This is a genomic window from Micromonospora sp. CNZ286 (assembly GCF_014207755.1).
The window spans coordinates 6,452,871-6,472,797 of sequence record NZ_JACHIZ010000001.1; the positions used below are offsets into that span (position 1 = coordinate 6,452,871).

At 72.2% G+C, this 19,927-nt stretch carries 20 protein-coding genes; 7 read left to right on the top strand and 13 right to left on the bottom strand.

Translation table 11 applies throughout. The features are described 5' to 3' along the window. Positions 1-63 precede the first annotated feature (63 nt). Complete coding sequence (locus FHX31_RS28970; protein ID WP_013283434.1) at positions 64-351, top strand: hypothetical protein; 288 nt, start codon at positions 64-66, stop codon at positions 349-351. Positions 352-404: 53 nt separating this feature from the next. Here the strand turns inward: FHX31_RS28970 and FHX31_RS28975 are convergent, their stop codons facing one another. Next, entirely contained in the window at positions 405-1,184 is a 780-nt protein-coding gene (locus tag FHX31_RS28975; RefSeq protein WP_184977509.1) for a class I SAM-dependent methyltransferase, read from the bottom strand. A 55-nt stretch (positions 1,185-1,239) separates the two neighbouring features. Here FHX31_RS28975 and FHX31_RS28980 point away from each other — a divergent pair, with 55 nt between their 5' ends. Continuing rightward, complete coding sequence (locus FHX31_RS28980) at positions 1,240-1,632, top strand: PPOX class F420-dependent oxidoreductase (protein WP_123110263.1); 393 nt, start codon at positions 1,240-1,242, stop codon at positions 1,630-1,632. A 71-nt stretch (positions 1,633-1,703) separates the two neighbouring features. Here FHX31_RS28980 and FHX31_RS28985 read toward each other — a convergent pair whose 3' ends face one another. Together FHX31_RS28985 and FHX31_RS28990 are read right to left on the bottom strand one after the other, a co-directional pair. Continuing rightward, positions 1,704-1,913, bottom strand: a complete 210-nt coding sequence (locus FHX31_RS28985) for a BldC family transcriptional regulator (RefSeq protein WP_007073996.1) — start codon at positions 1,911-1,913, stop codon at positions 1,704-1,706. Between the two features lie 256 nt (positions 1,914-2,169). Beyond that, on the bottom strand, positions 2,170-3,009 hold the full coding sequence (locus FHX31_RS28990; protein ID WP_013283431.1) for a DUF8083 family protein: 840 nt from the start codon (positions 3,007-3,009) through the stop codon (positions 2,170-2,172). A 175-nt stretch (positions 3,010-3,184) separates the two neighbouring features. On the opposite strand from FHX31_RS28990, the gene FHX31_RS28995 reads away from it, so the two are divergent. Together FHX31_RS28995 and FHX31_RS29000 are read left to right on the top strand one after the other, a co-directional pair. Continuing rightward, entirely contained in the window at positions 3,185-4,267 is a 1,083-nt protein-coding gene (locus FHX31_RS28995; protein WP_047891887.1) for a Glu/Leu/Phe/Val family dehydrogenase, read from the top strand. Between the two features lie 291 nt (positions 4,268-4,558). Further along, the gene (locus tag FHX31_RS29000; protein WP_013283429.1) at positions 4,559-4,774 is read left to right on the top strand and encodes a DUF3073 domain-containing protein; all 216 of its coding nucleotides are present in this window, start codon (positions 4,559-4,561) and stop codon (positions 4,772-4,774) included. A gap of 150 nt (positions 4,775-4,924) precedes the next feature. Here FHX31_RS29000 and amcA read toward each other — a convergent pair whose 3' ends face one another. The 5 genes from amcA to FHX31_RS29025 all read right to left on the bottom strand — a co-directional run bounded on the left by amcA (position 4,925) and on the right by FHX31_RS29025 (position 9,588). Then, on the bottom strand, positions 4,925-5,137 hold the full coding sequence (gene amcA, locus FHX31_RS29005; RefSeq protein ID WP_013283428.1) for a multiple cyclophane-containing RiPP AmcA: 213 nt from the start codon (positions 5,135-5,137) through the stop codon (positions 4,925-4,927). Further along, positions 5,118-6,209, bottom strand: a complete 1,092-nt coding sequence (gene amcB, locus FHX31_RS29010) for a cyclophane-forming radical SAM peptide maturase AmcB (protein WP_174361756.1) — start codon at positions 6,207-6,209, stop codon at positions 5,118-5,120. Before amcB ends, amcA begins: the two co-directional genes overlap by 20 nt. 127 nt (positions 6,210-6,336) lie before the next feature. Continuing rightward, entirely contained in the window at positions 6,337-7,491 is a 1,155-nt protein-coding gene (gene purM, locus FHX31_RS29015; RefSeq protein WP_184977510.1) for a phosphoribosylformylglycinamidine cyclo-ligase, read from the bottom strand. Between the two features lie 57 nt (positions 7,492-7,548). Then, positions 7,549-9,066, bottom strand: coding sequence for an amidophosphoribosyltransferase (gene purF, locus FHX31_RS29020; protein WP_013283425.1), 1,518 nt, complete (start codon positions 9,064-9,066; stop codon positions 7,549-7,551). Positions 9,067-9,234: 168 nt separating this feature from the next. Then, positions 9,235-9,588, bottom strand: a complete 354-nt coding sequence (locus tag FHX31_RS29025; protein WP_041798746.1) for a sterol carrier family protein — start codon at positions 9,586-9,588, stop codon at positions 9,235-9,237. A gap of 160 nt (positions 9,589-9,748) precedes the next feature. Here FHX31_RS29025 and FHX31_RS29030 point away from each other — a divergent pair, with 160 nt between their 5' ends. Continuing rightward, positions 9,749-12,043, top strand: a complete 2,295-nt coding sequence (locus tag FHX31_RS29030) for a carboxypeptidase-like regulatory domain-containing protein (protein ID WP_184977511.1) — start codon at positions 9,749-9,751, stop codon at positions 12,041-12,043. A 91-nt stretch (positions 12,044-12,134) separates the two neighbouring features. On the opposite strand, the gene FHX31_RS29035 is transcribed toward FHX31_RS29030, so the two are convergent. From FHX31_RS29035 to purS, 4 genes are all read right to left on the bottom strand, one after another. Next, on the bottom strand, positions 12,135-12,884 hold the full coding sequence (locus FHX31_RS29035; protein WP_114921173.1) for a 2-phosphosulfolactate phosphatase: 750 nt from the start codon (positions 12,882-12,884) through the stop codon (positions 12,135-12,137). A 10-nt stretch (positions 12,885-12,894) separates the two neighbouring features. Beyond that, the gene (purL, locus tag FHX31_RS29040; protein ID WP_030273405.1) at positions 12,895-15,606 is read right to left on the bottom strand and encodes a phosphoribosylformylglycinamidine synthase subunit PurL; all 2,712 of its coding nucleotides are present in this window, start codon (positions 15,604-15,606) and stop codon (positions 12,895-12,897) included. A 64-nt stretch (positions 15,607-15,670) separates the two neighbouring features. Continuing rightward, entirely contained in the window at positions 15,671-16,354 is a 684-nt protein-coding gene (gene purQ / locus FHX31_RS29045) for a phosphoribosylformylglycinamidine synthase subunit PurQ (protein WP_030273403.1), read from the bottom strand. Continuing rightward, complete coding sequence (gene purS, locus FHX31_RS29050; protein WP_013473439.1) at positions 16,351-16,614, bottom strand: phosphoribosylformylglycinamidine synthase subunit PurS; 264 nt, start codon at positions 16,612-16,614, stop codon at positions 16,351-16,353. The genes purQ and purS overlap by 4 nt, the downstream gene beginning before the upstream one ends. A 470-nt stretch (positions 16,615-17,084) precedes the next feature. Between purS and FHX31_RS29055 the strand changes: the two genes are divergently transcribed. Next, complete coding sequence (locus tag FHX31_RS29055) at positions 17,085-17,768, top strand: S1 family peptidase (protein WP_013473438.1); 684 nt, start codon at positions 17,085-17,087, stop codon at positions 17,766-17,768. A 12-nt stretch (positions 17,769-17,780) separates the two neighbouring features. Then, the gene (locus FHX31_RS29060) at positions 17,781-18,356 is read left to right on the top strand and encodes a YbjQ family protein (RefSeq protein ID WP_174361687.1); all 576 of its coding nucleotides are present in this window, start codon (positions 17,781-17,783) and stop codon (positions 18,354-18,356) included. 94 nt (positions 18,357-18,450) lie between these two features. On the opposite strand, the gene purB is transcribed toward FHX31_RS29060, so the two are convergent. Then, positions 18,451-19,875 (bottom strand): adenylosuccinate lyase, encoded by a 1,425-nt coding sequence (gene purB, locus FHX31_RS29065; RefSeq protein WP_184977512.1) that lies wholly within the window; start codon positions 19,873-19,875, stop codon positions 18,451-18,453. Positions 19,876-19,927 lie beyond the last annotated feature (52 nt).

Genomic DNA, 19,927 nt, shown 5'->3' on the forward strand with positions numbered 1-19,927 from the left:
GGGATGCGTGGGGGCGGAGCGGACGGGGTAAGGACGGCCCTCAACGCCGAAGGAAGGAACGAGATGAGCCAGGCACCGGAGAGCGCGGAGAGCACCGAGACGGTCGAGACCCGCGGCGACGAGCGGGTGGACCTGCTCCGTGCGGACACCAACAACGACGGCAAGACCGACGTCTGGGTGGTGGACACCGACGGCGACGGCAAGGCCGACCTGTTCCAGTTCGACACCGACGGTGACGGCAAGGTGGACATCACCATGGTGGACATCGACGAGGACGGCACGCCGGACGAGGTGGTCGACGGCGACGGCGGGCTGCCCCCGGAGCAGACCACCCCCACCGTCCAGGTCTGAGCACGTAAGGAAGGGCCCCTTCTTAACGCCTAGGCGCTTGAAAGGGGCCCTTCCTAACGCCGCAGCTCCAAGGTGGCGAGGTAGTAGGGGTGGTCGGTGTCGTCCACGTCGGTCAGTCGCCACTGTGAGCCGTGGACCAGCTCGGCGAACTCCTCGGGCGAGCAGACCAGGTAGTCGAACCAGTCGGTGCCGAGCAGCCGGTAGCGCAGCCGCAGCCGTAGTTGCCCGCCGATCCGGCCCCGCCGGCGGTTGCGCTCGTGGTAGGCGGTGTGCACCGGGTCGGTGGTCCCGTACGGGTCGGTGCCGTGGGCGATCACCCGGGCGCCGGGACGGGCCAGCGCGGCGAGCGCCGCGAGCATCGCCGGGGCGCGTTCCCGCCCCTCGAACAGTCCCAGGTTGTTGCCGAGCAGCAGGAACGTGTCGTACCGGCGGCCGTCGGCGGCGTGCTCGTCGACTGTGCCGTGCACCAGGTCGCGTACGCCCCGGTGGCGGCTGACCCGCAGCGCCCCGAGCGAGGTGTCCAGTCCGGTGACCGGTACGCCCCGGTCCTGGAGGTGCAGCGCGATCCGGCCGGCGCCGACGCCGACGTCGAGCACGTGCCCGCGTACCCGGTCCACGGCCCGATGGTCGTGCGGCTGCCACCGCTGCGGCGGGTTCAGGTAGTGCTCGGCGGGCGCGCCGTTGACCAGCCCGTCGTCGCGCTCGATGATCTCGATGACCGGGCGGGGCAGGCGACCGCCGGCCATCGGGCGCGGTCCGATCCCGGTGGCGACCGCGTACGCGTCGCGGATCATCTCGCCGAACACGTCGCCGATCTCGGGTTCCCCGGTCATGCCCGCAACGCTATCCGGGGGTCGGCGGCTCCGTCGCCGCCGTATCCTTGGCGGCGTGACCGACCTGGACCGCCTGGCGGCGGAGAAGTACGTCCTGCTCACCACGTTCCGCAAGGACGGCCGGGCGGTGCCGACTCCGGTGTGGGCGGTACGCGACGGCGACGGGCTGGCGGTGTGGACGGTGGCCGACTCCGGCAAGGTGAAGCGCATCAGGCGCGACGGCCGGGTGACGGTGGCCCCGTGCGACGTGCGCGGCCGGCCGCACGGCGAGGCGGTGCCGGGTCACGCGACGATCGCCGACCCGGAGAGCACGAACCGGGTCCGAGGGCTGCTCAAGCAGAAGTACCGGCTGATCGGGCGGCTGAGCCTGCTGGGCAGCCGACTGCGCCGGGGTGAGCGCGGCACTGTGGGGCTGCGGATCGTGCTGGACGGTCCGGGGCGCGACTGAGCCCGGACACGATCAAGGGCGGCGCCGCGACGGCACCGCCCTTGATCGGAACGCCGGAGAACGCCGGTTCGTCAGTCTCCCTGGCGCTGCTGGGGGATCTGCCCCTGCAGCAGGGCCCGAACCTCCGACTCGCGGTAGCGGCGATGGCCGCCCAGGGTCCGGATGGCACTGAGCTTGCCAGCCTTGGCCCACCGGGTCACCGTCTTCGGGTCGACACGGAACATCGACGCCACCTCGGCCGGTGTGAGTAGCGGCTCAGGTTCGTGCGTTCGCGATGCCATCGGGGTCACTCCTCCACATGTATAGACATCGGCCGGGGTCCCGCCGGCCGACGCGTCTCCCATGGTCCGGCTAGTCCCCGATGTCCGACATGGGCCGAACGGCTGAAGGTCCCTAGACGGACGGATGAAGCATGCCCGATTTTTACGACTTTTATGCCGCAGAAACTACCTTATTCGGACTCATGATCACGGTTCGTGACGCATCAACTACGAGACACTCTCGTGTCCAAGGCCACTTAGCAGGGCAAACCGGGCGTCAGTTGCACCGTTCGAGCAGCTGCACCGCGCGCCAGCGGGCGACCAGCTTGTCGTACGCGGCGGACGCCTCCTCGGCCTCGCCCCGACCCAGTCCGGACAGTCCGGTGGCCACCAGCTCGGTCGAGTCGTCGGCTTCGAGCGTCTCGTCCGGCAGCAGTTGCACCAGGCCGCCGTAGTCCAGCTCGACCACCGAGCGCGGGTGGAACTCCTCCAGCCACCGGGCCGCCTCCTCGACCGCCTCGGTGATGGGCGCCTCGCCGATCGACTTGCGCAGCACCGACAGCGCCCGGGACGCCCGGCGGCGCGCCTTGGAGATCTCGGTGCGGTAGCGCAGCGCCCGCCGCTCCGGCTCGGTGACCAGGTGCCGCTCGCCGGCCTCGAACAGCACGAACCAGCGCAGGGGCACGCCCCAGGTGGCGATCTGCTCGTGCACCCGGGGCACCCCGTGCTCCAGCACCCGGGCGCCGCTGCGCCAGTCCTCCACCACGGCCTTGGCCTGCCCGGCGAGCACCGGCGGCACGAACGCGTCGGCCAGCACCGAGGGCACGCCGTCGCGGGCGCTCAGCGCCGCCTCGGCGACCCGGATACGCAGGTTCCAGGGGCAGACCAGCAGCGCGTCGTCGGACTCCAGGACGTACGCCTCGTCGGGCAGGTCGGGCAGCCGGGTCCAGCCGGCGCCGAGCGCCTCGATCACCGCCGTCCGCTGCCGTACCGGTCCCTCCAGCGGGGCGATCGCGCGGCCCTCGCTGACGTACCGGCGCCAGTACGACTGCCGGTCCCGGTCGAAGGCGGTCAGCGGCTCGTACACGCGCAGGTATGAAGCGAAGAGCGACGGCACGGCGCGATCCTCCCACGAGACGGGACCGCCCGTCGCCGCCCTCGGGCCCGTGGCGTGACATGCGCGACAGTACGGTTCGGGCCGATATTAGGCTCAACGACACCGGCAGCATCCCGCCGGCGTGCCACCCGGGTTCCGCGCCCCACAAGGGCGCACACCGACACAGGAGTCAGCCATGGGCGTATTCGCCAGTACCGACGACCCCGTCTCCACGGGGCATGAGCAGGTCGTGTTCTGCCAGGACAAGCAGTCCGGCCTGAAGGCGATCATCGGGATCTACTCGACCGCGCTGGGCCCCGCGCTCGGCGGCACCCGGTTCTACCCGTACGCCAGCGAGGCCGAGGCCCTCGCCGACGTGCTCGACCTCTCCCGCGGCATGGCCTACAAGAACGCCCTGGCGAACCTCGACCTCGGTGGCGGCAAGGCGGTCATCTGGGGTGACCCCGAGCAGATCAAGAGCGAGGCGCTGCTGCGCGCGTACGGCCGCTTCGTCGAGTCGCTGAACGGCCGCTACTACACCGCCTGCGACGTGGGCACCTACGTGGCGGACATGGACGTGATCGCCCGGGAGACCCGCTACGTGACCGGCCGCAGCGTGGAGCACGGCGGCGCGGGCGACTCCTCGATCCTCACCGCCTGGGGCGTGTTCCAGGGCATGCGGGCCGCCGCCGAGCACGTCTGGGGCAGCCCGACGCTGGCCGGGCGCCGGGTCGGCGTGGCCGGGCTGGGCAAGGTCGGCAAGTACCTGACCGCCCACCTGCTCGACGACGGCGCCGAGGTCGTGGCGACCGACGTCAGCCCGCGCGCCCTGGAGTGGGCACGCACCACCCACCCGCAGGTCACCCTGGTCGACGACACCGAGGCGCTGGTCACCTCCGACATCGACGTGTACGCCCCGTGCGCGCTCGGCGGCGCGCTGAACGACGACACCGTGCCGGTGCTGCGGGCGAAGGTGGTCACCGGGGCGGCGAACAACCAGCTCGCCCACCCGGGCATCGAGAAGGTGCTCGCGGATCGGGGCATCCTCTACACGCCGGACTACGTGGTGAACGCCGGTGGCGTGATCCAGGTGGCCGACGAGATCGAGGGCTTCAACTTCGACCGGGCCAAGCTGCGCGCGACCCGGATCTTCGACACCACCCGGCAGATCCTCCAGCTCGCCGACGACGAGGGCGTGCCGCCGGCGGTCGCCGCGGACCGGCTCGCCGAGCGGCGGATGGCCGAGGTCGGCCGGCTGCGCACGATCCATCTGCGGTGAAGCTCACCTCCGGGGGCGGGGCGGCGCTCCACCCCCGGAGGCGGCGCGCGTTAAGCTGATTCTCGGGCTCGTTAGTACCGGTATGTCCGGTGTCATGGCCAGCCCCGGGGCTTACCCCTTACCCGGTACACTTTGTGACGGCTGGACCACTGCGACGCGCAGGTCCGGTCGACGGTGACCCGAGGTGCCGAACGATGGCATCCCCATGTACCGTAAGAGCCACGAGAGATGCCTGACGTCATCGGGGCCCGCCTTCGGGCTGCCCCGCATTCTGTGCGAGGGGGTCGAGCCATGGGGCGCGGCCGTGCTAAGGCCAAGCAGACGAAGGTGGCCCGGGAGTTGAAGTACCACTCCCCGAACACCGACCTAACCGCCTTGCAGCGCGAACTGGCGGGTAGTGGAAAGTCTGAGCACAACTTCGACGACGACTACAAAGAGTATGTCGACGACGATGACGAGGACCACGCGGACGACGACCCGGACACCTGGGCTCGTCCGACCCGCTGACCTCCGGTCACATCTGAGCACGCGGTAACCCCCGCGTGCTCACGCATGTGCTCTGCTGAGCCGGCGTACGACCGACGATCAGGGACCTGCCGGCGCTCCGGGGCGCCCGCTCCGACGCGCCGGCAGGTCCTTGATCGCGGAACCGTTCCCTCAGCGTGGCCGGTTGTTCCAGTTGTAGAACGTCGGGATGTTCTCGAAATGGTTCCACGCGCACACCGCGTCGGCGCCGTCGCCGCCCGACACCTCCGCCCGCAGCAGCCGCGCCGCCTCCGCCTCCCGAAGCAGAGCGGTAAGCCCCGCAGCGGCGTCCCGCACCCGGTCGGCGACCGCCTCCCGGTCGGTGTCACTGATGGTCTCGGGCATGCTCCAACACTCCCTCCAGTAGGCGGATCTTGCTGTTACGGCAGTGCTCGGTCTCCGTACCGTCGAAACGCCCCAGCTCGAAGTAGCGGTTGGCGGCGTGCCCGCCGCCACAGAACCCGAAGTACGCGCAGGACGCCCGGCACGCCTCCACGCCGGTGAGGAACTCGCCCACCCACGGCGTACCGGCCGCGCCCGCGAGGATGTCGCCCAGCGGCGTGGTCAGCACGTTCCCGCTGGCGAAGTCGCCGTACCGGGGGTCGGTGAAGCCGGCCAGCTCCGGCGAGAGCACCACCACCGAGCCGTCGTGCCCGACCGTCGGGATCGGGTCGAGGCTCCGGGGTAGCAGGTCGTCGGCGGTGCCGGCCAGGACCGCGCCCGCGTACCGCAGCGACCACTCCACCTCACGCAGGTGGATCCGGGGATCCCGGCGCCAGGCCGCCACCAGTTCGGCCCAGAACCCGGTGACCGCGCCCTCGTCGCGCGCGTTCGTCCGGGTGTTGACGCCCTCGGTCTCCTCGATGTTGACGCCGAGCACGTCGCAGCCCAGGTCGAGGAAGTAGTCGTACAGCTCGGTCGCCAGGCCCGGTTCCGGCCGCGAGACCACCGCGAGCGCCGAGAACGGCAGGCCGTGGCGGCGCAGCGCCGCCACACCCGCCACGATCCGGTCGTACGCGGGCCGCCCGCCCCGGGTGACCCGCTCGCCGTTGCGCGCCCGCGGCCCGTCCACGCTGATGCTGACCCGCACCCGGTGCTCGGCGAAGAACGCGCACCAGGCGTCGTCGATCAGGGTGGCGTTCGTCTGCACGTGGTGCTCGACGTCGGGCCCGAACGGCGCCAGCAGCGCGGCCAGGTGCTCCCGGCCCGCAGCGAGCGGCTCCCCGCCGTGCCAGACCACGGAGAATCGACCGCCCGCCGCCCACGGGTTCACCGACGCCGCCACCGCCTCGGCGACGGCCACCGGCATCCGCCTGTCGACCGCCCGGAAGGGGAGGTAGCAGTAGGCGCAGTCGAGGTTGCACAGCGTCGTCGGCTGCATCACCACGTACGACGGGACGGCAGAGATGCCCCGCATCCCTCCGGGCGTGCGCGCAGCCATCAGCACCTCCCCCGCCTGCCTGAAAACCGAACCTCCAGGCTAGGCCGCGGCGACCGCTCGGGTGAACCCCCGATCACGTGCCCGGCCGATCGGCGCAGGGTGATCAGCCTCGGGTGTGCTGCCCGACCATCTGCACGTTGCCGGACCCCTCGATGATCTCGCCGGCCTGCCAGGCGTCCACACCCCGGCCGGTCAGGGTGGCCAGCGCGCGGTCGGCGTCCTCGGCGGAGACGATCGCGAACATGCCGACGCCCATGTTGAAGGTCGCCTCCATCTCCGGGTCCTCGATCCGGCCCTTGGACTGGATCAGGTCGAAGATCGGCTGCGGCTTCCAGGTGGAGCGGTTCACCACGGCGTCGACGTGCTCGGGCAGCACCCGGACCAGATTGCCGGGGATGCCGCCGCCGGTGACGTGGGCCAGCGCCCGCACCTCGGCCTCGGCGATCAGCTTGAGGCAGTCCTGTGCGTAGACCTTGGTCGGGGTGAGCAGCTCCTCGCCGAGCGTCCGCTGACGGCCGAAGTCGTCGATCACCACGTCCAGCCGCATCCGGCCGGCGCCGAGCAGCACGTGCCGGACCAGGGAGTAGCCGTTCGAGTGCAGGCCGGACGAGCGCATGGCGATCACCACGTCGCCCACCTCGACCCGCTCCGGGCTGAGGATCTCGCTCTCCTCCACCACGCCGACGCCGGTGGCCGAGATGTCGTACTCGTCGGGGCGCAGCACGCCCGGGTGCTCGGCGGTCTCGCCACCCAGCAGCGCGCAGCCGGCGTACCGGCAGCCGTCCGCGATGCCCGCGCCGATCTCGGCGACCTTGTCCGGCACGACCTCGCCGGTGGCGATGTAGTCGAGCAGGAACAGCGGCTCGGCGCCGCAGGCCACCAGGTCGTCGACGACCATGGCGACCAGGTCGATGCCGACCGTGTCGTGGATGTCGAGCTGCTGGGCGATCACCAGCTTGGTGCCCACGCCGTCGGTCGAGGAGGCCAGGATCGGGTTCTTGTACTTCTTCGTGTCCAGCCGGAACAGGCCGGCGAAGCCGCCCAGGTCACCCATGACCTCGGGGCGCCGGGTCTCCTTGACCTTCGACTTGAGCAGCTCGACCGCGCGGTCGCCCGCCTCGATCGACACCCCGGCGTCGGCGTACGAGACCGAGCGTTTGCGCTGCGTCCGGCCGGAACCCGCCGACCAGGGCTGGCGGTCGCCGCCGGCGCCCGTCGGGCTGGATCCTGCGCCGCTGCGCTCGGACACGTGCGTCACGGTTCTCCCCTTTGTGGTTCCCGCGGGCCCGGAGCGGCCGGACCCGCGTCGGTGGTGCTACGGGTGGTGGGTCGGTGTGGCGACGAGCGGACCGGTCGGCCCGGCCGCCTCGGCGGCGACCCGGCGTCCCACTCCTTCGAGCACGTGCTTGCCGATCAGGTTCCCGGCCGGCAGTTCGATCGGGTACTCCCCATCGAAGCACGCCCGGCAGAGCCGGCTCTTCGGCTGCTCGGTCGCGGCGATGAGACCGGGCAGCGATACGTAACCGAGCGAGTCGGCGCCGATGGACCGCCGGATGCCGTCGTTGTCGAGCCCGTTCGCGAGCAGCTCGGCGCGGGTGGCGAAGTCGATGCCGTAGAAGCAGGGCCAGCTCACCGGCGGCGAGGAGATCCGGACGTGGACCTCCAGCGCGCCCGCCTCGCGCAGCAGCCGGACGATCGCCCGCTGGGTGGTGCCCCGCACGATCGAGTCGTCCACCACCACCAGGCGCTTGCCGCGTACGTTCTGCCGCAGCGGGTTCAGCTTCAGCCGGACGCCGAGCGCGCGCAGCGTCTGCGAGGGCTGGATGAACGTGCGACCGACGTACGGGTTCTTCATCAGGCCCTGGCCGTACGTGATGCCTGATTCCTCGGCGTAGCCGATCGCGGCCGGCGTGCCGGACTCCGGCACCGGGATCACCAGGTCGGCCTCGACCGGATGCTCCTTGGCGAGCTGGCGGCCGATCTGCACCCGCGCGGCGTGCACGTTGCGGCCGGCGATGGTGGCGTCCGGCCGGGCGATGTACACGTACTCGAAGAGACAGCCCTTGGGCTCGGGCGAGGCGAACCGGCTGGAACGCAGCCCGTTCTCGTCGATGGCGATCAGCTCGCCCGGCTCGACCTCGCGCACCACGCTCGCGCCGACGATGTCCAGCGCGGCGGTCTCGCTCGCCACCACCCAGCCGCGTTCGAGCCGGCCGAGCACCAGCGGGCGTACGCCGTGCGCGTCGCGCGCCGCGTAGAGCGTCGACTCGTCCATGAAGACGAAGCTGAACGCGCCGCGCAGCTGCGGCAGCACCTCCAGCGCGGCCGCCTCGACCGACAGGTCGGGCCGGCTCGCCAGCAGCATGGTGACCAGCGAGGTGTCGTTCGTCGAGCCGTCCGAGTCGAGCCCTCGCACGGCGGCCTCGCGCTGCAACTCGGCGGTGTTGACCAGGTTGCCGTTGTGCGCCAGCGCGATCGTGGTGCCGGCGGTCGTGGCACGGATGGTCGGCTGGGCGTTCTCCCAGGTCGAGCCGCCGGTGGTGGAGTAGCGCGCGTGCCCGATCGCGACGTGCCCGCGCAGGCTCGCCAGCGTCGGCTCGTCGAACACCTGGGCGACCAGGCCGAGATCCTTGTAGACCACGACACCGGAGCCGTCACTCACCGCGATGCCCGCGGCCTCCTGACCGCGGTGCTGGAGGGCGTAGAGCCCGAAGTAGGTGAGGTTGGCGACCTCTTCACCCGGCGCCCAGACGCCGAAGACGCCGCACGCGTCCTGTGGGCCGGGTCGCTGGGGGTCAAGGTCGTGGCTCAGCCGGCCATCGCCTCGGGGCACCTGCCGCTCCCTCGCAGTGGGGTCTGGACTGGCCTGGCGGAGTCAGGGGGGCAGCTCCGCACGCATGGGCCGGGACCGTCGTCGGCTCTCAGTGTACGCGACCAGCAGTCGACACCGACAGTCACGAAGCGTCTGCTCAGCGTGAGCAGAGTTTGCCCTGCTCGACGCCTAAATCGGGAGGTACGGGGAGAGGTCAGCCCGGTTCCCGGAAACCCGGATGCGACCCTCGGTGACCGTTTCCGCCCATCCCTGGCGCCCGGTGGCGACCGCCAGCCAGGTCGGCGGGTCCATCTCCACCACGTTCGGCGGCGTACCACGGGTGTGTCGTGGACCACTCACGCACTGGACCGCACCGTAGGGTGGGACGCGCACCTCCACCGATCGGCCGGGGGCGCGATCCGCGAGGGCAGCCAAGAGCGTCCGGACCGCCTCCCGGAGCACCGGCCGTTCGGGCGTACGCCCCTCGTCCAGCGCCACCAGTGCGGCGCGTACCGCTTCGGAATAAGCGTGCGGAGAGGACACGACGGGACGATACGACCCGGCAGAAGGCCGCCCGACGGCGGCCCTGGGTAGAGATGATCCGGTCAGACAAGGCATAGTTGCCGACGGCGTTATTCGTACCGTGAGTGATCAACCTCGGCCGAGCGGCCGACGGGGGGATCAGACCCGGAAGGCGGTGGACGTGTCAACACACCGACGTGCCTGGAAGCAGCGGGCCGGTGTGGTCGTAGCGCTGGTCTTCGGCGCCCTGCTCACCGTCCCCGCAGCTCCCGCCTTCGCAGCACAGATCGTCACCGCCACCAACTCCGTGACGGTGAATGCCGGTCAAGGCAGTCCGGTCACGGTCAAGGTGCGTTTGGGCAACGGTGAGACGTCTGCCGACATTGACGTAGTCAACCTTCCCGACGGCGTCAATTGCGGCGGCTGCGGTCCAATCGCCTTCAATGGCGAGCAGGAAAAGGATGTCCAGCTCACTCTGTCGGCAACCCCTGACGCACCTGCGGGTAACGGGCAGGCGACGATCAAGGTGGGCGGCAGCGAGCGTCCGCTCCGGGTAACCGTGAGGGCTGCCGCCCCGCCCACGCCGCAGCAGCCGCAGACCGTCAAGACGGTCTCGGGCAAGGTGGTCAACGCCGACGGCGATCCGATCGAGGGCGCCCTCGTCATGCTCCGCGACAGCGCGGGCAAGGAACGCCGCACCAACACCAGTGGTAACGGCAACTTCAGCTTCAGCGGCTCCGAGTCCAACCCGATCGCGCCCGGCCGGATCGACCTCGGCGCCTCCACCGACGGCGCCTCGCCGGTCGCCCGGTCGATCAACGCGAACGCCGGCCAGTCGGTCACCGGCGTCCGGCTCAGCATCCAGGTGAAGGCGTCGGCGAGCCCGAGCGCCACCCCGTCGGCGAGTGAGTCCGCCCCGCCGTCCGAGGAGCCGCTCGACGAGGAGGCGACCGACACCCCGTCGGCCGAGGCGCCCGCCGCGCAGCAGCCGGCCGCGAACGAGGACTCCGGCGGCTTCGGCTCCTGGCTGCTCATCCTGCTCGGCGGCCTGTTCGTCGCCGTCGGCGTGGGCACCATCGTGCTGCTCTACATGCGCCGCAAGAACGAGGGCGACGACGGTGACGGCGACGGTCCGGGTGGGCCGGCCGGTCCGGGTGGTCCCGGCGCGGCCGGTGCGATCCCGGCGGCCCGGGGCGCGTACCACGGCACCGACGACCAGACCCGCGTGGTGAACGGCATGGGCGCCCCGGCCGCGACGATGGTCGGCGGCCCCTCGATCAGCGACGCCCCCACCATGCTCCAGCGGCCGGTCGTGGACGACGTCCCGCCGGACCCGTACGGCGCGCCGCCCGGCCCGGCGTACGGCGCGGGCGGCGGCCAGGGCGGCTACGGCTACGGCGACGACGCAGCGGGCCAGGGCGGTTACGGCGGCGCGGGCGGCTACGGCAACGCGCCCTCCTCGGGCGGCGGCTACGGCAACGGACCCTCCTCCGGTGCCGGCTACGGCAACCCGGACTACGCCGCAGGTGCCGCTGCTGGGGCGGCCGGCTACGCGGCCCAGGGCGGCGGCTACGGCAACGAGCGCTTCGACGAGCCCACCGGCCGCTACACCGGTGACAGCACGCAGTACGCGCCGGCGGCCGACCCGTACCCGACCAGCACCTACCAGCCGGAGCAGGACCGCGGCGGCTACGACCAGGCCGGCTCGGCCCCGTACGGCCGTGGCCCGGAGCAGGGCGACGGTTACGGCGCGGCCGGTGGCTACGGCGCCGCGTCGGGCGGCTACGACAACGGCGCGACCGGCGGCTACGACAGCACCCGCCAGCAGGGCGGATACGGCGAGCCCACCGGCGCCTACGGCAACGCCGCGGGCGGTGGCTACGGCGACAACCCGACCGGCGGGTACGGCGACGCCCCGGCCTACGGCGGCGGTCGCGCGGCGGGCGGCGGCTACGGCGACGCACCGGCCGGTGGGTACGACAACGCCCCCGCCGGTGGCTACGGCGACGCCCCGGCCGGCGGCTACGACAGCACCCGCCAGCAGGGCGGATACGGCGACGCGCCCGCGGGCGGCTACGACAACCCCGCCGGCGGCTACGACAGCCGGTCCCAGGGTGGCTACGACAAGGGCGCCGGGGGTTACGACAGCGGCGCGACAGGTGGCTACGACAGCACTCGTCAGCAGGGCGGATACGGCGACGCGCCGGCCGGCGGCTACGGCAACGCCGGTGGCGGCTACGACGGCGGTCACCAGGCGGGCGGCTACGGCCAGCAGGGCGGCGGATACGGCGAGGGCTACGGTCAGAACCCGCAGGGCGGTTACGGCCAGCAGGGCGGTTACGGCCAGGAGCCGCCGCAGCAGCGCGGGGGCGGCTACGACAACGGCTACTCCAACGACCCGGCGCAGGCGGGTCGCGCCCGCCCGGATGGGCAGGCGGACCGGAGCGGACGACGCCTCGACTGGCTGGACGACTGACAGACACCAGACGTGAGAACTGTGGCCGCCCGCCAACAGCGGGCGGCCACAGTCGTCAGCGGGCCCCGCAGGACGGGAGCAGAAGCGGTGCTCAGGCGGGGGCGAAGTAGCCCTGGCGGAGCACCGGCACCACGTCGGAGACGCCCACCTCGGTCGCGACCGTGACGTCCTCGGCGAAGCCGCCCTCGGCGAGTTCCCGCCCGGAGACGCATCCCCGGACCGCTGCCGGCACGTCCGGCGTGCTCGCCAGCGCGGCGAGCGCCATCGCGGCCTCCACCGAGAGCCCGCCTGGCACATCGGCGAGCGCGTCGAGCACGCAGGCCGCACCGAGCTGGTCCTCCACGCACGGCCGGAGCGACCCGTCGGGCCAGCGCTCCCCGGCCGCCACCACGCCCACGGGTGCGTCCTTCGAGCCGTACCCCTCGGCGCGCAGCCAGCGCCCGACGGCGGGTGCGTTACGCAGGCACGCCGCGACCACCGGCACTCCGGTGGCGCTCGCAGCGGCGCTGATCGCCGAACCGTTGGGTGACGGCAGCACCAGGTCGGCGACGACCGGCGCGGCCCGCAGCGCCGCCGGGGACAGCGACCACTGGTGCTCCGCAGTCGTCTTCCGGCGGCCCACAGCGGCCACGGCCCCCACCCGGCGGGCGTAGTCGGCGGCCTGCTCGCCCCACGGGAACGGGTGCACCCGCATGCCGCGGCTCACCGCCACCTCCACGGCGGTGGTGAACGACAGCACGTCCACCACCACCAGGGCGGCACAGACCCGGCCGAGTTCCGCCGCCCCGGTCAGTCCCCAGTCGAACCGGACACCGGCGCCGGGTTGGGCGAAGACGGCCAAGGCCAGCGCCTCAGCGCTGACCCGGCGCCGGCTCACCGGGAGCCGGACCGTCGGACCCGTCGGCGGGCGCCGACTCGTCCTGGGCCGGGGTTCCGTCGACTGCCGGCGTCGCCGTACCCTCGGCCGGCTCGGCCTCGTCGGACGCCGCAGCGGACGCCTCGGGCTCCGCCGCGGCGGCGGGTGCGGACGCCTCGGCGTCGGCCGCCGGAGTGTCCCGGCCGGCCTTGGCGATCGGCTCGGCGTCGACAGCGGCCGGGTCCACGCCGACCGGCTGCTCCGCGGTGGCCGGAAGCACAGTGGTCGTGCCGGTACGGGTCGCCTCCACCTCCACCCGGGCCGCCTCGGCGGCACCGAACAGGCGCGGGAGCGTACCGGTGTGCGCCTCGCGCAGCTCGTCCAGGCCGATCCGGAACTGGCCGTGCACCTCCAGCCCGCCGGAGGCCGGGTCGGTGACGCCGATGAACTCCCACGGCACGCCGCGCTCGGCGCAGAGGGCGGTGAACGCCTTCTCGTGGCCGCGCGGCACCGACACCAGCACGCGGCCGGCGGACTCGCTGAACAGGAACACGAACGGCATCGAGCCACCGGCGAAGTGCTCCGGCACCACGACCCGGGCGCCCACGCCGCGGCGCAGAGCCGACTCGACCAGGCTCTGCGCCAGGCCGCCGTCGGACAGGTCGTGCGCGGAGCTGAGGTGCCCGACCCGGGCCGCCTCGGCCAGCAGTTCGGCGAGCTGCCGCTCGCGGGCCAGGTCGACCTGCGGCGGGATGCCGCCCAGGTGCTCGTGCGTCACCCAGGCCCACTCCGAACCGGACAGCTCGACGTGCGTCTCGCCCAGCAGGAAGAGCTGGTCGTGGTCGCCGGCCGGGCGCGGCACGAAGCCCATCGGCACCCGGTCGGCGACGTCGTCGAGCACGCCGAGCACGCCGACCACCGGGGTCGGGTGGATGGCGGCGGCGCCGGTCTGGTTGTAGAAGCTGACGTTGCCGCCGGTCACCGGGATGCCCAGCTCCAGGCAGCCGTCCGCCAGGCCGCGCACGGCCTCGGCGAACTGCCACATCACGCCCGGGTCCTCCGGCGAGCCGAAGTTCAGGCAGTTGGTCACAGCGATCGGCTTCGCGCCGGTCACCGCCACGTTCCGGTACGCCTCGGCCAGCGCCAGCTTCGTCCCGTGGTACGGGTCGAGGCGGGCGTACCGGCCGTTGCCGTCGACGGAGAGCGCGACACCCAGGCCGCTGCGCTCGTCGATCCGGATCACGCCGGAGTCCTCCGGCTGGGCGAGCACGGTGTTGCCGAGCACGTACCTGTCGTACTGCTCGGTCACCCAGGTCTTGTCGGCCAGGTTCGGCGACGCGATCATGCGCAGCACGGTCTCCCGGAGCGCCTCCGGGGTGCTCGGCCGGGGCAGCGTCTCGGCGCGGTCGGCCTGGAGCAGGATCAGGTCGGCCGGCTCGCGCATCGGCCGGGCGTACACCGGGCCGTCGTCGACGAGCGAGCCCGGCGGCACGTCCACCACGAGCTGGTCGCGCCAGGTGACGACCAGGCGGCCCGGCTGGCCGTCCGCCGACGGCGCGGTGACCTCGCCGATGGCGGTGGCCCAGACGCCCCACTTCTCGGCGGTCTTCAGCACGGCGTCGAGCTTGTCCGGCGAGACGACGAGCAGCATCCGCTCCTGGGACTCGCTGGCCAGGATCTCGTGCGGCTCCATCGACGGCTCGCGCAGCGGCACGCGCTCCAGCCAGACCCGCATGCCGGTGCCGGCGGAGGCGGCGGTCTCGGTGAGGGCGCAGGTCAGGCCGGCGCCGCCGAGGTCCTGGATGCCGACGACCAGTTCGGCGTCGTACAGCTCCAGGCACGCCTCGATGAGCAGCTTCTCCATGAAGGGGTCGCCCACCTGCACGGACGGGCGGCGCTGCTCGCTGCCCTCGTCGAAGGTGGCGCTGGCGAGCACGGACACTCCGCCGATGCCGTCGCGGCCGGTCTTGGCGCCCATCAGCACCACGATGTTGCCGGGGCCGGTTGCGTCCTTCTTCTGCAGCCGGTCGACCGGCAGCACGCCCAGGCAGAGCGCGTTGACCAGCGGGTTGCCCTGGTAGCAGGGGTCGAAGACGACCTCGCCGCCGATGTTGGGCAGGCCCAGGCAGTTGCCGTAGCCGCCGACGCCGGCGACCACGCCGGGCAGTACCCGGGCGGTGTCCGGGTGGTCGGCCGCGCCGAAGCGCAGCGGGTCCATCACGGCGACCGGGCGGGCGCCCATGGCGAGGATGTCGCGGACGATGCCGCCGACGCCGGTCGCCGCGCCCTGGTACGGCTCGACGAAGCTCGGGTGGTTGTGCGACTCGACCTTGAAGGTCACCGCCAGCTCGTCGGAGACCCGGACCACGCCGGCGTTCTCCCCGATGCCGGCGAGCAGCCGGTCACTCGGCGGCGCCTTCTCGCCGAACTGGCGCAGGTGCACCTTGCTCGACTTGTAGGAGCAGTGCTCGCTCCACATGATCGAGTACATGGCCAGCTCGGCCTGGGTGGGCCGGCGGCCGAGGATGTGCCGGATCCGGTCGTACTCGTCGTCGCGGAGGCCCAGCTCGGCGTACGGCTGAAGCTCCTCCGGCGAGTCGGCGGCCCGGGGAACGGTGTCCACGCCCAGCGCCCAGTCGTCGGTCGGGCCGGCCTGCGGCACCACGCCCTGCGGCTCGCGCAGGGCCGGGTCCGGATGGGTGGTCATGACGTCTCCTTGCTGCGCTCGCCGCCGGTGCGGCGGGTGGGCCGACCGATGTTCCCGGCCACCATCACGCCGGCGCTCCCACCAGATGCTTGAGCACCGAGGTGAAGAAGCCGAGGCCGTCCAGGGAGGGGCCGGTGAGCGCCTCCACCGCGTGCTCGGGGTGCGGCATGATGCCGACGACGTTGCCGGCCTCGTTGGTGATCGCGGCGATGTCGCGCTGCGATCCGTTGGGGTTGCCGCCGACGTAGCGGGCGACGACGCGGCCCTCGCCCTCCAGCCGATCGAGCGTCGCGGGGTCGGCGACGTAGCAGCCCTCGCCGTTCTTGACCGGGACGAGCACCTCCTGGCCCGGCTGGAACGTGTTCGTCCAGGCGGTGCCGGTGCTCTCGATCCGCAGGACCTGGTCCCGGTTGCGGAAGTGCAGGTGCTGGTTGCGGGTGAGCGCCCCGGGCAGCAGATGGGCCTCGCAGAGGATCTGGAAGCCGTTGCAGATGCCGAGCACCGGCAGGCCACCGCGCGCGGCCTGGACGATCGTCTCCATCACCGGTGCGAACCGGGCGATGGCGCCGCAGCGCAGGTAGTCGCCGTAGGAGAAGCCGCCGGGCAGGACGACAGCGTCCACCCCGTGCAGGTCCGGGTCGCCGTGCCAGAGCCGGACCGCCTCGGCGCCGGCGATCCGTACGGCCCGGGCCGCGTCCCCGTCGTCGAGCGAGCCGGGGAAGGTGACCACACCGACCCGGGCGGTCACGACTGCGCGCCCGCGGTCTCGTCGGCGGTGACCACGCGGACTGTGAAGTCCTCGATGACCGGGTTGGCCAGCAGCTTGTCGGCGATCTCCCGGGCCCGGTCCAGGTCCGGTTCGCCGGTGAACTCGATCTCGATCCGCCTGCCGATCCGAACCGAGGCGACGTCACTGACGCCGAGGCGGGGCAGCGCGTTTGCGACGGCCTGGCCCTGCGGATCGAGGATCTCGGGCTTGAGCATGACGTCGACTACGACGCGAGGCACTGGGCACTCCTGACTGTGTACGCAGTTGGGTGCCGGCCCAACAATCGGGCGAGCGGAGCCAGCCTACCTGGCAGATACCGCCCGGCCCGCACCGGCCGGGGGCAGTTCCGGCACTGATCGGCCCCACCGGCGGCACCGGACGGGCACCGTTGCCCGTTCGTTGCGGCGCCGATGCGAATTCGTTGCGCTCCGTGCTTGTGGACGCCCCCTGGCACCACCTCCTACCAGGCATTCTGCCGCGAAACACCCCACCTTCGACCGGTATCCGACAGCGCGCCCGCGCGGCACGCGGCGCGCGTCACGCCATCGGCGCGATTCGATCCGCACCTTGTGACAGAGGGTGTCACGGCCGTAGCATGCATCGTCAGATGTCGATGAGTTAGATCGACGTCCCTCGCCGGCCCACCCCATCCGGCGGGTGTCACCCCCTGCCCGGCAACCCCGGGCGTCCGCGCAGAAGGAGCCCCGACATGCGCCTCCGTCCCCTGCTCGCCGTGCTGACCACCGCGCTGGCCGGCGTCCTGGCCACCGCCTCCGGCGCCACCGCCGCGCCGGCCGGCCCCCAGCCGATCATCGGCGGCGGCACCGTCTCGTCGGCGCCGTGGGCCGCCGCCGTCTTCAGCAACGGCTCGTTCACCTGCTCCGGCAGCGTCATCGCGCCCCAGTGGGTGCTCACCGCCCGGCACTGCGTCAGCGGCACCATGTCCGTCCGGGTTGGCAGCGTCTACTACGCCTCGGGCGGCGTCACCCGCACCGTGAGCGCCTCCTACACCCGCTACGACCTGGCCCTGCTGCGCCTGTCCAGCACGGTCAGCACCTCCGCCGTCTCGCTGGCCAGCAGCAACCCGCCGGTCGGCTCGACCAACACCATCTACGGCTGGGGCATGACCTGCTACAGCGGCTGCGGCGCGTCGCCCCAGCTCAAGACCGCCAGCGTCCGGGTGACCAGCACCAGCGTCACCGACGCGTACGGCGGCCAGGCGATCCGGAGCACCCGGGTCAACGGCAACGCGTGGCGGGGCGACTCGGGCGGCCCGCAGTTCTACAACGGCCGACAGGTCGGCGTCGCCTCCACCGCCGACGGCCAGAGCATCCAGAACTACGGCAGTGTTGCGTACAACCGGGCCTGGATCACCTCGACGGCCGGTGTCTGACGGTTGATGCCGATGCGGCGCGGATCGGTCGGGTGCGGCCCGGCCGTCCGCGCCGCGCCGTTTTTCAGCATCCGATCAGCTGAACACGGCTCGCGAACCACCCGGCCGGGGACTGACAGCATCGGAAGCGTGCTGGTCGTGACGACGGATCAACTGCCCGGCTACGAGATCCGCCAGATCCTCGGCGAAGTGGTCTCCTCGATGGCGAGGACCCGCAACCCGTATCGCGAGGGGGTCAAGAACCTGCGCGGTGGCGCCTACGACCCGATGGCGCCGGACAACCTGACCCGGTGGCGTACCGACTCGGTGGCCCGCCTCGGCGAGGAGGCGCGCCGCCTGGGCGCGAACGCGGTGATCGGCATGCGCTTCGACAGCCGCGACTGCGGCGAGATGTGGATGGAGATCTGCGCGTACGGCACGGCGGTGATCGTCGCGCCGAAGATGCCGGACGTCATGCCGCCGGACCAGCCGGCGATCGCGGCCGAGACCGCTCACGAGCCGGAGATCGCCTCCGCGCCCGGCGGCATCGCCGAGCCCGCGAGCGCCCCCAACCTGAGTTCCGCGGCCGAAACCCCCACCGGCCCCTGACCGCCTGGTCCTGCCGCGTCGATCATGAAGTTGACGGCAGGAATGATCTCCTTGAGTGCCGCCAACTTCATGATCGACCAGAAGAACAGGGCCGTCAGAGGATGGGGGGCGGGGAGTAGGCCGCCGCCTGGGGGTGGGACTCCACGACCCTGGTGATTCTTGCGGTCACGCGGGCGACCTGGTCGGTGGCGGCGCCTACGAAGGCGTTGCGGTCGGCCACCAGCGTGTCGATCTCGGCCCGGGTCAGGCCCAGCCGGCCGTCGGCGGCCAGGCGGTCGAACAGGTCGTTCTCGGCCGCGCCCTTCTCCCGCATCGCCAGCGCCACGGCGACCGCGTGCTCCTTGATCACCTCGTGCGCGACCTCCCGGCCCACACCCCGGCGCACGGCCGCCACCAGGATCTTCGTGGTGGCGAGGAACGGCAGGAAGCGCTCCAACTCCCGGTTGATCACCGCCGGGTACGGGCCGAACTCGTCCAGCACGGTGAGGAACGTCTGGAACAGCCCGTCGGCGGCGAAGAACGCATCAGGCAGCGCTACCCGGCGCACCACCGAGCAGGAGACGTCACCCTCGTTCCACTGGTCACCGGCCAGCTCGCCGACCATCGACAGGTAGCCCCGGATGATCACCGCGAAGCCGTTCACCCGCTCCGACGAGCGCGTGTTCATCTTGTGCGGCATCGCGCTGGAGCCGACCTGGCCCGGCTTGAAGCCCTCAGTGACCAGCTCCTGCCCGACCATCAGCCGGATCGTGGTCGCCAGCGACGACGGCGCGGCGGCCACCTGGGCCAGCGCGGCGACGACCGCCATGTCGATCGAACGCGGGTAGACCTGGCCGACGCTGTCCAGCACCCGGCTGAACCCCAGGTGCTCGGCCACCCGGCGCTCCAGCTCGGCCACCTTGCCGGCGTCGCCGTCGAACAGGTCGAGCTGGTCGGCGGCGGTGCCCACCGGCCCCTTGATCCCCCGCAGCGGGAACCAGCCGATCAGATCCTCCAGCCGCTCGTACGCGATCAGCAGCTCCTCGGCGGCCGACGCGAAGCGCTTGCCGAGCGTGGTGGCCTGCGCGGCGACGTTGTGCGACCGGCCGGTCATCACCAGGGCCGAGTACTCCCCCGCGTGCCAGCCCAGCCGGGCCAGCGTGGCGACCACCCGGTCCCGGATCAGCTCCAGCGAGGCGCGGATCTGGAGCTGCTCGACGTTCTCGGTGAGGTCGCGGGAGGTCATCCCCTTGTGCACGTGCTCGTGCCCGGCGAGCGCGCTGAACTCCTCGATCCGGGCCTTCACGTCGTGCCGGGTGACCCGCTCCCGCGCCGCGATCGAGGCCAGGTCGACCTGGTCGACCACCCGCTCGTACGCCTCGACCACCCCGTCCGGCACCGGCACGCCGAGATCACGCTGGGCCTTGAGCACCGCCAGCCAGAGCCGGCGCTCCATCCGGACCTTCTCCTCCGGTGACCAGAGGGCGACCAGTTCGGGCGAGGCGTACCGGTTGGCGAGCACGTTCGGGATCGTCGTCACGTACCTCAGTCTTTCATGAGGCCCGGGCCGGTCCCGGCGACGCCGGTACCCG

Coding starts and splice junctions, on each gene's coding strand:
- FHX31_RS28970 (WP_013283434.1), top strand. CDS start 64: ATGAGCCAGGCACCGGAGAGCGCGGAGAGCACCGAGACGGTCGAGACC.
- FHX31_RS28975 (WP_184977509.1), bottom strand. CDS start 1,184: ATGACCGGGGAACCCGAGATCGGCGACGTGTTCGGCGAGATGATCCGC.
- FHX31_RS28985 (WP_007073996.1), bottom strand. CDS start 1,913: ATGGCATCGCGAACGCACGAACCTGAGCCGCTACTCACACCGGCCGAG.
- FHX31_RS28995 (WP_047891887.1), top strand. CDS start 3,185: ATGGGCGTATTCGCCAGTACCGACGACCCCGTCTCCACGGGGCATGAG.
- FHX31_RS29000 (WP_013283429.1), top strand. CDS start 4,559: ATGGGGCGCGGCCGTGCTAAGGCCAAGCAGACGAAGGTGGCCCGGGAG.
- amcA (WP_013283428.1), bottom strand. CDS start 5,137: ATGCCCGAGACCATCAGTGACACCGACCGGGAGGCGGTCGCCGACCGG.
- amcB (WP_174361756.1), bottom strand. CDS start 6,209: ATGCGGGGCATCTCTGCCGTCCCGTCGTACGTGGTGATGCAGCCGACG.
- purL (WP_030273405.1), bottom strand. CDS start 15,606: ATGACCACCCATCCGGACCCGGCCCTGCGCGAGCCGCAGGGCGTGGTG.
- FHX31_RS29055 (WP_013473438.1), top strand. CDS start 17,085: ATGCGCCTCCGTCCCCTGCTCGCCGTGCTGACCACCGCGCTGGCCGGC.
- FHX31_RS29060 (WP_174361687.1), top strand. CDS start 17,781: ATGCGGCGCGGATCGGTCGGGTGCGGCCCGGCCGTCCGCGCCGCGCCG.